Raw genomic sequence first — 13,663 nt, forward strand, 5'->3', positions numbered from 1 at the left:
GGACGGCGAGAATGGCGAGGGGAGTGGCAAGAATGACGAGGTATGGTTGTCATCCTCGAGAACTCACGCCAACCTCCCCGCAAACGTCATCCTCGCGAACGCGGGGATCCATTTTGGGGTTTATAAAAAGCGGGGTTGTGCCTTGTCTGGCGGGTGACGTGCTATCTGCACCAAGGTCAAAATGGTTTCCCGCGTTCGCGAGAATGACGAGGGAGACGGCGAGAATGACGAGAGGAGTGGCGGGAATGACGGGGGAGTGGCAAGAATGACGAGGTATGGCCGTCATCCTCGAGAACTCACGCCAACCTCCCCGCAAACGTCATCCTCGCGAACGCGGGGATCCATTTTTAGGGTGTAAAAAAAGCGGGGTTGTGCCTTGTTTAGCGGGGTGACGTGTTATCTGCACCAAGGTCAAAATGGTTTCCCGCGTTCGCGAGAATGACGAGGGAGACGGCGAGAACGGCGGGGGGTACGGCAAGAATGACGAGGGGGACGGCGAGAATGGCGAGAGGTCAGGCCCCCGCGTTAGCGGGGGCCTCTCCTTGCCGTATCACCCCTCCGCAATCAACTCCCGCAACACAAAGTGCAATATCCCACCAGCCTTGAAGTAGTCGATCTCGTTGCGTGTATCTATCCGGCACAACACGTCAAACTCGACCTTCTCGCCACCCTCTTTGGTGGCGACCATCTTCAGGGTCTGGCCGGGCTTGAGGTCGTCGTTGATGCCCAGAATATCCACTTTCTCATGCCCATCCAGCCCCAGCGGCCCAACGCCTTGGCCATCCTTGAACTGCAGCGGCAGCACGCCCATGCCGACCAGATTCGAGCGGTGGATGCGTTCGAAGCTTTCCGCGATCACGGCTTTCACGCCCAGCAGATTGGTGCCCTTGGCGGCCCAGTCGCGGCTGGAGCCGGTGCCGTATTCCTTGCCGGCAAACACCACCAGCGGCGTGTTGTCCTGCTGGTAGCGCATGGCCGCGTCGTAAATTGCCATGCGCTCGCCAGTGGGCACGTGAATGGTGTCGCCGCCCTCTTCGCCGCCCATCATCCGGTTGCGGATACGGATATTGGCGAAGGTGCCGCGCATCATTATCTCGTGATTGCCGCGACGTGAGCCGTAGGAGTTGAAATCCTCTGGCTCAACGCCCAGCTCCTGCAGATAACGCCCTGCCGGTGAACTGCCCTTGATGTTGCCCGCCGGGGAGATATGGTCGGTGGTGATCGAGTCGCCGAATACCGCCAGCACACTCGCCTGATCGACCGGCTCGAGGGGCTGCAGGGGTTGGTCTATCTGCTCGAAATAGGGTGGATTCTTCACGTAGGTGGACTCGTCCAGCCACTTGTAGGTAGCACCTTCGGCCACACTGATCGACTGCCAGTGCGCATCACCGCTGAACACGTCGGCATAACGCTCGCGATACATCGAGTCCTCGACCATCGCCACGGCCTCGGCGATCTCGGCGTTGCTCGGCCACAAATCCTTGAGGTAGACGGGCTTGTTGTCGTTGTCCAGACCCAGCGGTTCCTCAAGAAGATTCATGCGCGTATTACCCGCCAGTGCATAAGCCACCACCAGCGGCGGCGAAGCCAGCCAGTTGGCTTTGACCTGGGGATGCACGCGACCTTCAAAGTTGCGGTTACCGGACAGCACTGCCGACACCACCAGGTCATGCTCGGTCACTGCCAGCGCGACTTCCGGCGGCAACGGGCCCGAGTTACCGATACAGGTGGTGCAGCCATAACCCACCAGGTTGAAACCCAAGGCATTCAGCGGCTCGGTCAGGCCGGCCTTTTCCAGATAATCGGTCACTACCTTGGAGCCCGGCGCCAGCGACGTCTTGACCCAGGGCTTGCGCATTACGCCCCGCTCGACCGCCTTCTTTGCCAGCAGCCCCGCCGCCATCATCACACTGGGGTTGGACGTGTTGGTGCAGGAGGTAATCGCCGCAATCACCACAGCGCCGTGACTGATCTCATGCTCTTCGCCATCAATGGTGATGCTCGCGCCTGTGCTAGGGCCGCCCACGGCAACCCCACCGCCACCTTCGGTTTCCAGGCGCGATTGGGCTTCATCAGCAGGTCGCAATACCAGATCCATCAGTTTGTCGAAGGCTGAATGCACCTCACCCAGGGCCACGCGGTCCTGCGGGCGACGGGGGCCGGCCAAGCTGGGCTCGACGGTGTTCAGATCCAGCTCCAGGCTGGCGGTAAACTCAGGCTCGGCACCGGGCTCGCGCCACATGCCCTGGGCCTTGGCGTAGGCCTCCACGCGGGCGACGATCTCATCCGTGCGGCCGGTCAGACGCAGATAACGGATGGTTTCATCATCGATCGGAAAGAAGCCACAGGTAGCGCCATATTCCGGCGCCATGTTGGCAATGGTCGCGCGGTCGGCCAGGGGCAGATCGGCCAGGCCGTCGCCATAGAACTCCACAAACTTGCCGACCACACCCTGTGCGCGCAGCATCTGGGTCACGGTCAGCACCAGGTCGGTTGCGGTCATGCCTTCGCGCATCTTGCCGCTGAGCTTGAAGCCCACCACCTCGGGAATCAGCATCGACACCGGCTGGCCGAGCATTGCGGCCTCTGCCTCGATACCACCGACACCCCAGCCCAGCACACCCAGGCCGTTGATCATGGTGGTGTGCGAATCGGTGCCCACCAGCGTATCTGGATAAGCCCACTGCTCGCCATTCACCTCACTGGCCCACACGCTCTGGCCCAGATACTCCAGGTTCACCTGGTGACAGATGCCAGTACCCGGTGGTACCACACGGAAGTTGTCAAACGCCTTCTGGCCCCAGCGCAAAAACTCGTAGCGCTCGCCGTTACGCTGCATTTCGATTTCGACGTTCTCTTCAAACGCCTCAGGGTCACCAAAGTGATCGACCATCACCGAGTGGTCAATCACCAGATCCACCGGCGACAAAGGATTGATCCGTTGCGGATCGCCGCCGGCCCGCGCCACGGCATCACGCATGGCCGCCAGGTCGACAACAGCCGGCACACCGGTGAAGTCCTGCATTAGCACCCGCGCCGGACGATACTGGATCTCGCGATCAGAACTGCGGGTCTTCAGCCAGTCCGCCACGGCATGAATGTCATCGGGGGTAACGGTGACGCCGTCTTCGTGGCGCAACAGGTTTTCCAGCAGCACCTTCAGCGACACCGGCAGCCGGGTCAGATCACCGAGCTGCTCCGCCGCCTTGGGCAGCGAATGATAATGGTAGGTGGTATCGCCTACCTGCAGGGTATCGCGGGTGTTCAAACTGTTACCCGAGCTCTTGGCTTCAGACATTACATGACCTCCGTTGAGCGCGTCCGCAAATGGCAGACCGCTTTCTTTGCTATGCTTCTACCCTAGATGGCTCAAGTAAGAGACGCAAACTTGAGCCCCGCTGATTGTGCGTTATCTTTAAAGAAAACAGTCGCTGCGTCGATAACACCTATATACACCCAAGCATAGCCAAAATAAGCCCGCAAAGGGCACTCGCTCGTACCAGGACAGCCAACCATGCGTAACAACCAGCCCGTCACCCAGCGTGAAAAAACCTTCAGCGCCGACCAGAGGTTGATCTCCACCACCGACCTCAAGGGCAAGATCACCTATTGCAACGAAGCCTTTGTGGCCGTCAGCGGCTATGAACACGAGGAACTCATCGGCAGCCCGCACAATATGGTTCGCCACCCAGACACCCCCGCCGCCGTGTTCGCGCATATGTGGGCCGACATCAGTGCTGGCAGAAGCTGGATGGGGATCGTCAAGAATCGTTGCAAGAATGGTGATCACTACTGGGTCAACGCCTTTGTCACACCCATCTGGGAAGGCGGCAAGGCAGTCGGCTACGAGTCCGTGCGGGTAAAGACCACAGCCAATCAGGTACAACGTGCCGAAGCCTTATACCGCCGCCTGAATAAGGGCAAAAGCGCCACCACGCCAGACCTTGCCGGTATGGCAGCGGACGTTATCCCGGTGGTGGTCATTGCCGCTGCGGCCGGTGTTGCGGGCCTGATGTTTGGCGGTTGGGGCGTTGTTGCTGCTGCGGCCGTAGCCATACCCGCGGCATTCGCCCTGCGCGCCTGGTACGACCAGCACCTGCAACGGCTTCTCAAGGTGGCCGACAACAGCATTACCGATCCCCTGCTGGCCGTCATGTATACGCCCTACAAGGGCGCCCTTGGCCAGCTCGAGATGGCCCTGCACAGCCAGCAGGCGCGCCTGCAGACCTGTCTCACACGCGTGCTGGACAGCGCCGAGCACCTGGGCACACAGGCCCGGGAAGCGAGTCAATTGGCCGAGCAGAGTCATAGCGGCATCAACCAGCAGCGCTCGGAAACAGACATGGTGGCCACGGCGATCAACGAGATGGCCTCCGCCACCCAGGAAGTTTCCAGCAATGCCCAGCGCACCGCAGATGCTACGCGCGATGCAAACAACCTGGCCGAGGTCGGCAAATCAGTCGTCGCCAAAACCCGCGAGGCCATCGAAATCCTCTCCGAGTCGGTCAGCTCCGCCGCGAGCGTATCCTCACAGCTGGCCAGCGACACCCAGGAAATCGGCAAGGTAGTGGATGTCATCAAGGGCATTGCCGAGCAGACCAACCTGCTCGCCCTCAACGCCGCCATCGAAGCCGCACGGGCCGGTGAACAGGGCCGCGGCTTTGCGGTAGTGGCCGATGAGGTACGCGCCCTGGCCAGCCGCACCGCTGACTCGACCGGTCAGATTCACAGCCTGATTGAAAACCTGCAGACCGCCGCCAAACGCGCAGTCGACGCCATGCGTGCCGGACACGAGCAGGCCGATCACGGGGTAACGCAGGTTATCGAAGCAGACGAAGCCCTGGATGGCATCCGCGAAGCCATCGGGCGTATCAACGACATGACCGACCAGATCGCCAGCGCCGCAGAAGAACAAAGCTCTGTAGCCGAGGAGATCAACCGCAACGTCACCAACATAGCCGGCCTGTCCGACAACAACGCCACCCAGGCCCAGCGCAGCGCCTACCTGAGCGGCGAACTGGCCCATACCGCCGAGCGTCAGACGGCATTAGTGGAGCGATTCAGCAAACGTTGAGGGCGCTGCCATAAGCGCGCTGCGGTGATAGACTCCCTGCTTTGCATACATATCAAGGGAAATCACCATGTGCGGAATCGTCGGCGCTATTGCTCAGCGGAACATCACTCCAATCCTGATGGAGGGGCTGCGCCGGCTCGAGTACCGCGGCTATGATTCCGCAGGGATAGCAGTGCTTACTGACGACGGTAGCGACAAGCATGGATCAATGCTGCGAGTGCGCGCCGTCGGCAAGGTCGTGGAGCTCGAGAACGCCTTGGCGGCCACACCGGCCCATGGCCATCTCGGCATCGCCCACACCCGCTGGGCCACCCACGGCAAGCCCGCTGAACGCAATGCCCACCCGCATATTTCCGGCAGTCTGGCAGTAGTACACAACGGCATCATCGAAAACCACGGCCCGCTGCGCAAGAAGCTGGTTGCCCTGGGCTATGAATTCGTTTCAGAAACCGATACCGAAGTGGTAGCCCATCTGGTCGCCCACTACTACAGCGAAACCCAGGATCTTCTAGGCGCTTTCCGCACCGCCCTGAATGAACTGCACGGCGCTTATGCTCTGGCAATGATCCATGAAGACCAGCCGCAAACACTTTACTGCGCCCGCATGGGCAGCCCGCTGGTAATCGGTGAAGGCAGTGGCGAGCACTACGTTGCATCCGACCCCCTGGCACTGCTGCAAGTTACCGACCGATTCCGTTACCTCGAAGAGGGCGATCATGCCCGCCTGACCAACACGCAATGCGAGATCTGGGACCGTGATAACAATACGGCTGTTCGCCCGGTAAAACGCTACGAACATGCCGCATTCAGCATGGAAAAGGGTGAATATCGGCACTTTATGCTCAAGGAAATTTTCGAGCAGCCTCAAGCCATCAGCGACACCCTTAGCGGCATACTGGCTAAAGATCACGTGCTCACAGCCATCCTGGGGCCGGACGCCGAAACCCGTTTGCACGAGATAGAGAATATTCACATTGTTGCCTGCGGTACCAGTTATCACGCCGGTCTGGTCGCGCGCTACTGGATCGAAGAGCAGGCTGACATGCCATGCAGCGTTGAAGTAGCCAGCGAATACCGCTACCGCACCGTTGTCGTACCCAAAAATACCTTGCTGATCACCATCTCTCAATCCGGCGAGACCGCCGACACCCTGGCCGCCCTGCGGTTTGCCAAGGATCAGGGCTACCTGGCTACCCTCGCCATCTGCAACGTGGCCGGCAGCTCACTGGTACGCGAGGCCGACTGGCGCCTGCTGACCCACGCTGGCCCGGAGATCGGCGTTGCCTCCACCAAGGCCTTCACCACGCAACTGGTCGCGCTATTGTGGCTGACTACCGCCCTCGCCCAGGTGCGCGGCAAGGACCCGGAGAGAATCGCCAGCAATGTTGCCGCGCTGCGTAAGCTGCCGCAGATAATCGAACAGGCCCTGTTGCTGGAATCACGTATTACTACCCTGGCAGAACGATTCGCAACCAAACACCACGCCCTCTTCCTCGGCCGCGGCACGCATTACCCGATCGCCATGGAAGGCGCGCTCAAGCTCAAGGAAATCTCCTACATCCACGCCGAAGCCTACGCCGCCGGCGAGCTCAAACACGGCCCCCTGGCCCTGGTGGATGAAGACATGCCCGTGGTCAGCGTCGCCCCCAGTGATGCCCTGCTGGAAAAACTCAAGTCCAACCTGGAAGAAGTCAGCGCCCGCGGCGGCCAGCTTATTACCTTCGCGTGTGAGACCGTCGACCAGAGTGAAGACAACAACCACGAAATGATCAGCCTGCCCTGGGTAGAAGACTGCATCTCCCCGATCCTCTACACCATCCCCCTGCAACTGCTGAGCTACCACGTGGCGCTGGTCAAGGGCACAGACGTAGACAAACCACGGAACCTGGCGAAGTCGGTGACTGTGGAGTAAGAAGGGAAAAGGCTGAAACCCGCTTTTTAAAACAATGGATCCCCGCGTTCGCGAGGATGACGGTGGAGGGAGAAAGCGTCATTCCTGCCCCCAACGTCATTCCCGCGAACGCGGGAAACCATTTTGACCTTCGCCCCTAATCAATGGGGTCTATCAATGGGGTCAGTCATTGATCCGCCAATAAATATTCCGGCAAGCGCCCATTGATCAAACGACTCTGACCCCATTGATCGCATTGATCGTTGATCGGATCGCTGACCCCATTGATCGCGCCTCCGCGAGGATGACGACTTCTCCCCCCCCACGTCATCCCCGCGAAGGCGGGGATCCATTTTGACCTTCTAAGTCAGTGGCCACTAACTCTTGCTATAACCCTGCGGATTACTCGATTGCCAGTGCCAGGAATCAGCACACATGGCTTCCAGGCCCAGCCTGGCTTGCCAGCCCAGTTCATCTGCTGCTAACGCCGGATCGGCATAACAGCTGGCAACGTCACCGGGTCGCCGGTCCACGATCTTGTAGGCCAGCTCCTTGCCGCAGGCTTTTTCAAACGCCTTGAGCATATCCAGTACCGAATAACCAATCCCGGTGCCCAGGTTGAAGGCTTTGATGCCGGGCTTGTTTTCCAGCCAACGCAAAGCCTGCAGGTGGCCGTCGGCCAGATCCTGTACGTGGATGTAATCGCGCACGCCGGTACCATCGGGCGTTGGATAATCACCGCCAAATACACTCAAATACTCACGACGACCAACAGCCACCTGGGCAATGTATGGCATCAGATTATTGGGGATATCAGATGGGTCTTCACCAATCATGCCGCTGGGATGAGCTCCAACCGGATTGAAATAACGCAGCAGGGCGATGTTCCAGTCCGCATCAGACACATGCAGATCACCCAGCATCTCTTCGATCATCAGCTTGGAGCGGCCATAGGGATTGGTCGCGCTGGTCGGAAAGTCCTCACGGATCGGCAGGCTTGCCGGGTCCCCGTAAACGGTTGCAGAAGAGCTGAACACGATGTTCTTCACACCCGCGCGCTGCATCGCCTCGCACAACACAACTGTGCCGCTGACGTTATTACGGTAATAGCGCATGGGCTGCGCCACCGACTCGCCAACAGCCTTGAGACCGGCAAAGTGGATCACCGCATCAATGCTGTGGCCAGCAAAGACCTCATCCAGCAGCGCAGCATCACTGATATCACCCGTCACATAGGGCACAGCCTGACCGGAGATTTGCTCCACACGGCGCAGCGCCTCCGGGGAGCTATTGCTGAAGTTGTCCAGCACGATGACCTTGTAGCCTGCCTCAAGCAGCTTGATACAGGTGTGGGTGCCGATGTAACCGGCACCGCCGGTTACAAGGATGGTCTGTTGCATTCCTGGCATGGTTGGCCTTCCTGAGTGCGTGTGCCAGAGAGTATAGCGAGCAAGCAGTTCTCTGTGCACCCAATGCTCAACCCCGCTTTCTCAAGAGCTAAATGGATCCCCGCCTTCGCGAGGATGACGGGAGTTTGAGAGCGCGGCGTTCGCGAGGATGACTGGGAGAGGTTCTCGAGAATGACCAGCCTCTCATCTAATGCCCGCCCTCCTCCCGCATCATCGTCAGAATCTGCCGCTCCATCGCAGCATATTCCGGGTGGCTGCGCAGATCTTCCCGGGTGTTGACGCTATCACTGGATTTGAAGGGTGGATGCAGAATGGTTTTTACCCGCCCCGGATGGCGCGAAAGAAAAACGATCTGGTCACCCAACAGCAACGCCTCCTCCACATCATGGGTCACCATCACCACGGTCATGCGTTCCTTGCGGATCACATCCAGCAGTAGCTCCTGCATCTGCCAGCGGGTTTCGGCATCCAGCGCGCCAAAGGGTTCGTCCATCAGCAACACCTTGGGCGTATTCGCCAAAGCCCGAGCCAGGGCAACGCGCTGGCGCATGCCCCCGGATAGCTGGTGCGGATACACATCGGCAAAGGCGCTCAACCCCACCCGCTCCAGAAAGTAATCCACGGTGCCTTCCTGCATGGCCAACACATCCCCATTGACGCGCAGCCCATAAGCAACGTTGTCGCGTACTTTCAACCACGGGAACGAGGTATAACCCTGAAAGACCATACCTCTGTCCCGGTGCGGTCCGCGCACGATCTCGCCATCCAGGCTTACCTGCCCGCTGGACGGGCGCTCCAGCCCGGCCATCATGCGCAACACCGTCGACTTGCCGCAACCGGATGGACCCAGCAGCACGCAGACTTGCCGCGCCGGCACGTCAAAGCTCACCCCTTCCACAGCCACCACCTGGCGGCCATGGTCGGAGAACACCTTACCCAGCTCGCGTACCTGCAAACCCTGCTGATTCACGTCCAGCTGCATGGCAGTCGCGCTCATTTTGCCTCCAGAGCCGCCTTCAGCGGAGCCAACTCCACGCCGGTAGTCCAGTCGTGCTTGCCATCAGCCAGCCCAAACTTCTGCCACCAGGCGTTGGTGGTATCCCAGTGCTCCACAATCTGGCCATTGGTCATACCCAGGGGCAAGTCACCTTCGGCCACACCCATGAAACGGCTCGCCTGCTCAAGATCAAAGACCATGATGCCGCCCTTGTAGATCTCGCCATCGGAGCCGATCACCATCTCCACATCGCTCACATCAAACTGGATCGCCTCGGCAATAATGCGATTACCTTCCTCGGGATTGGCCTTCCAGAAATCCACCGCCTTGAAGTAGGCCTCCATCGCCAGATTCGCCGCCTCGGGACGCTCGCTCAAAAATCCCGAGCTCATATACATGCCGTCGCCCAACAGCGCAGTACTGATCCAATCACCCTGGCTGGAATGGGCTACAACGCGGGCACCGGGCATATTCGCCAGCAGTTGGCTGCCGAAGGGTTCCCAGAGCTCAACGGCACTGACGCTGCCGCCAAGCATCGCGCCCACGGCCTCATCCATGATCACATTGACGAACTCCACCTGGTCGATGGCCACGCCGTTCTGTTCCAACCAGATACCCATGAAGATCTGTGTAAGACCGCCTTCCATCACCGCAATCTTTTTGCCGATCAAATCCTTGGCGCCGTCGATGCCAGGAGCAAGAATGATCTTGTCGGTGCCGTAGGAAGGGTTGGTGTAAGTCACCAGTTTGACCGGCACATCCTTGTCCACCGCGATCGGGCCGTACTCGACCGTGCTTGAAGTGATGTCCAACTGCCCGGCGCTCATCAGCGCAAAGCTTTCGTAAGGATCCTCGATAATGCTGATGTTCAGATCCAGTTCCGGCACCAGGTTCTTTTCCTTGGCGATAAACCAGAAGCCATAACCCGGCCAGGAGAACAGCGACACATTGACCTGTTCCTTGGCCTGCACCACCCCCGCCGCACACATCAGCGCCGCGCCCAGCACACAGCCCTTGGCTGCCTTGCTCCAGTCACTCAATTGCATGGTCGTTCTCCTAGATGAAAAAATCGTTGCCCCCAAAACCAAAACCAAAACCAAACCCAAACCCAAACCCAAAATGGATCCCCGCCTTCGCGAGGATGACGGGCTTCTGGGACCGTCGAGTTCCACCTCGATGAGCGCGCCCTCCCGGCTATCCCCCCCGCTGCCGCAAATACGGAAACATCAACCAGTGCAGCCCCCTGAAGGCCAGATCACACAAGAGGCCCAGTACCCCGATCACCACAATCCCCGCCATGATGTCGTCCACATGCACAAAGCGCCGGGCGCGCATCATCATCGCGCCGATGCCATCAGTGGCCGCAACAATCTCGGCGATCACCAGGTAGGTCCAGCTCACCGCCAGCATCTGCCGGCAGGTGTCAACAATCCCCGGCATCGCAGCCGGCATCACCACCGTCCAGAGAATCACCCGACGCGGCGCACCCAGAGTCTTGGAGGTCTCGATAAAATCCGTCGGCACCTGGCGCACCACATCACTGATCAAAGTAATCAGAAACCACACTACCCCGAGTATCAGTAACGCCACCTTCTGCTCATCCCCAGTCCCCAGCCACATCAGCAGCAGGGGGATAAACGCCGGCGCCGGCAAATAACGAAAGGCCGACACCAGGGGGTTGAAGAATGCGGCTATCAGCGGGAAGGCACCCATCAACACCCCAAGCGGCAAGGCAATAGCCAAGGCAACCGCAAAGCTGATCGCAATACGCCGCAAACTGCTCCACACATCCGCAATAAATCCGCGTTCCAGAAACAACTCGCGCAGCGCCTCCAGAACCTGCAAGGGCCCGGGAAAAAGCGGGCTTGGCGTACCTTTACCGGTGGCCGCTACATGCCAGAGCAGCATCAGACTGGCCCAGGCTACCACCCCCAGCGTCAGTTTCAGACCGGGCGTCACCGGCTGCTTGAAATCGAATCTCTCACTCACCGCAGCCAAAAGCTCCCGCATCAAATCCCCCTCAAAATGCCGTCAGAAACGACAGGGCATTCACGCCCACTGCTTGCCCGTCACGCACACTCTCACGCACGTCGACAGTGCCGTACTCTTCCGCAAGCACCCGCTCTACCCGATGCTGATGAAAGCTCTTCAACTGCCCCCACACACCCAACTGCTGCGGACAATTACCGCTGTAAATCTGCTGATGAAACGCCGGCAGCCGGTACCAGGCCATGTTCGGCTTGGTGTGGTGGGCATTGTGATAGGAGAAATTCAGCGCCAGCAGATTGACCCAGGGCCAGCGCTCGGAGAGCAGGTTGCTGTAGGTATTGGTCTCCTCGTATTCCCTATTGCCCTTGTAAGGCGGCTTCTGGTCCGGCGTATCCAGCGTGTAGAAAATCTCATAGTTGTGCTGAAAGCTGTCCATAAAGCGCAGAAAAGTCAGAAACAGGCAGTACGCCAAGGCATAGCCCAGAGCAGCCCAGGGCGCGAACCACAGCACCAGCGCAAACAGACTGAAACGCACCAGCGTGACCCGAATCACCCGCCCGCGCTGGGCACGCTTGCTCTCATAGATGAAGGGCGCGGCGATCAGCATCCCGTGCATCAACAACTCCACCGCCGGGATGTAGCACCACTCCAGCGCCCGCACCGCCTTGTGCAGACGCGGGCGCTGCAGCAACCAGGCGCGATAGTCGAACGCCACCGGCTCGCAGTTATCCACGTGATGGCGCATATGCTTGTAGCGCATGTCCTCGTAGGTGCCGTAGTTCGACCCCGTGATCACATTCATCCAGCGTCCGAGCCAGGTGTTGTGCTCCACCTTACGGCATAGCGCGTTATGCCCGCAGTCGTGCAGCAAATAGGCGGCAATCACCATGCCATGCGCCACCGCCAGAATCCCCAGCGGCACACTCCACCAGGCCTGCAACAACAACAGCGCCCAGCCACCGACGTAGGTCAGCAGCACGTAACCGATAGCCAGCGTATTTGGCACCATGCCCTCGTCCCGCCAGATACTCTTGTAAATCTGCATTACCAATGCCTCCTGTTGAAAATGTGTGAGCCGTCACTCCCTCGTGTTCACCGTCATTCCCGCGCACGCGGGAATCCATTTTGACCTTGCCCGGCTACGCGCACTGCAACCCACCAATGCACAAACCCGCTGCTTTACACCCTCAATGGATCCCCGCGTTCGCGAGGATGACGTTTGTTTGGGAGCGCGGTGCATTGGGTAAAGCCACCGCACTCCTCCACACACCCCGTCATTCCCGCGCACGCGGGAATCCATTTTGACTTTTCCCCGTTGCGCGCACTGCGACCCACTAATGCACAAACCCGCTGCTTTACACCCTCAATGGATCCCCGCGTTCGCGAGGATGACGGGGTGGGGGGATCCCCGCGTTCGCGAGGATGACGGGGAGTGGAAATCCGAAAACCGATCCCGCTGCCGCAATCCCACCCAACGATTCATCTCCCACAGATCCGCAATCGGCATACCGGTAAACGGCAGCTTGTGCAGGTACCCGTCCGGGCCGAATTCAGGGGTCATTGTCGTCACCTCGTAACCGCGGCGCGCCTGCGCCTCCCAGATCGCGTCCCAGCAGCGCTCGTGGGACACAAGTGCCTCTGCGTACTCAGGCGCTCGCGGATGCGGCACCTGCGGCCCCTGGTCGTAGCCCACCCGGCTGTGAATGTGGTGCGCCTGCTCGGCCACCTCGATAATGGTGTCCATCTCGCTGTCCATCAGCCGCTCACACACCACCACCCAATGACTGAAGTCACAGGTAATGCGCAGCTCCGGCAGCGCACGCAACACATCACGGGTTACCCAGGGATTAAAAAAGGAACGACCACGGTGGGTCTCGAAGCTGCACAGCACGCCATGCCGCTCAGCAAGGGCATGTGCCCGGCGAAAGAAATCGATCTGCACGTCCAGCGGCCAGGCATCGCAGCCGCCCATCACATTGCAGAAGCGGGGCTTGAGTAGCAGGCTGCGCTCGATCTTGGCCTCGAGCGAGGCCAGGTGATCCTCCGGCGTGGCGTGACGGTCTGGTACATAGCTACCCGTAGTGCAGATCTCGGCCACATAATCCAGGTTGTGGGCGGCGAGCACGCTGGCGAAAGCATCCAGCGCTGCATCGTCCTGCGGCGCCGGCGCCTCGATCCCGGCAAATCCGGCATCCACCGCAAGCAAAGCGGCTTCCTCCACACTACCGTCGTGCCCCCACAGGGTCTTGAACAGATCCAACCGCATAGTGCTGCTCCTGGCAATCTAAGATGCCAGAAACAAA

Annotated in this window: 9 protein-coding genes; 2 read left to right on the plus strand and 7 right to left on the minus strand. The window is 59.7% G+C overall.

Annotated elements, in window-relative coordinates; all coding sequences use genetic code 11:
• Positions 1-550: 550 nt before the first annotated feature.
• The gene (gene acnA / locus IEV54_RS07690) at positions 551-3,298 is read right to left on the minus strand and encodes an aconitate hydratase AcnA (RefSeq protein ID WP_150278534.1); all 2,748 of its coding nucleotides are present in this window, start codon (positions 3,296-3,298) and stop codon (positions 551-553) included.
• Between the two features lie 216 nt (positions 3,299-3,514).
• On the opposite strand from acnA, the gene IEV54_RS07695 reads away from it, so the two are divergent.
• Both IEV54_RS07695 and glmS read left to right on the plus strand, forming a co-directional pair.
• On the plus strand, positions 3,515-5,074 hold the full coding sequence (locus tag IEV54_RS07695; RefSeq protein ID WP_150278535.1) for a methyl-accepting chemotaxis protein: 1,560 nt from the start codon (positions 3,515-3,517) through the stop codon (positions 5,072-5,074).
• A gap of 67 nt (positions 5,075-5,141) precedes the next feature.
• A complete protein-coding gene (glmS, locus tag IEV54_RS07700; RefSeq protein ID WP_150278536.1) occupies positions 5,142-6,986 on the plus strand; it encodes a glutamine--fructose-6-phosphate transaminase (isomerizing) in 1,845 nt (614 codons plus the stop codon).
• A 356-nt stretch (positions 6,987-7,342) separates the two neighbouring features.
• Here the strand turns inward: glmS and galE are convergent, their stop codons facing one another.
• The 6 genes from galE to IEV54_RS07730 form a co-directional block, all read right to left on the minus strand.
• Positions 7,343-8,365, minus strand: coding sequence for a UDP-glucose 4-epimerase GalE (gene galE / locus IEV54_RS07705; RefSeq protein ID WP_150278685.1), 1,023 nt, complete (start codon positions 8,363-8,365; stop codon positions 7,343-7,345).
• A gap of 196 nt (positions 8,366-8,561) precedes the next feature.
• On the minus strand, positions 8,562-9,371 hold the full coding sequence (locus IEV54_RS07710; RefSeq protein ID WP_150278537.1) for an ABC transporter ATP-binding protein: 810 nt from the start codon (positions 9,369-9,371) through the stop codon (positions 8,562-8,564).
• On the minus strand, positions 9,368-10,417 hold the full coding sequence (locus IEV54_RS07715; protein ID WP_223825507.1) for an ABC transporter substrate-binding protein: 1,050 nt from the start codon (positions 10,415-10,417) through the stop codon (positions 9,368-9,370). The genes IEV54_RS07710 and IEV54_RS07715 overlap by 4 nt, the downstream gene beginning before the upstream one ends.
• Positions 10,418-10,565: 148 nt before the next feature.
• Positions 10,566-11,381, minus strand: coding sequence for an ABC transporter permease (locus tag IEV54_RS07720; RefSeq protein ID WP_150278538.1), 816 nt, complete (start codon positions 11,379-11,381; stop codon positions 10,566-10,568).
• A gap of 10 nt (positions 11,382-11,391) precedes the next feature.
• Positions 11,392-12,405, minus strand: a complete 1,014-nt coding sequence (locus IEV54_RS07725) for a fatty acid desaturase (protein WP_150278539.1) — start codon at positions 12,403-12,405, stop codon at positions 11,392-11,394.
• Between the two features lie 318 nt (positions 12,406-12,723).
• On the minus strand, positions 12,724-13,626 hold the full coding sequence (locus tag IEV54_RS07730; RefSeq protein WP_150278540.1) for a sugar phosphate isomerase/epimerase family protein: 903 nt from the start codon (positions 13,624-13,626) through the stop codon (positions 12,724-12,726).
• Between the last annotated feature and the right edge of the window lie 37 nt (positions 13,627-13,663).

Source organism: Halopseudomonas salina, assembly GCF_014637955.1.
In the GTDB taxonomy this organism is placed as follows: Bacteria; Pseudomonadota; Gammaproteobacteria; order Pseudomonadales; family Pseudomonadaceae; genus Halopseudomonas; species Halopseudomonas salina.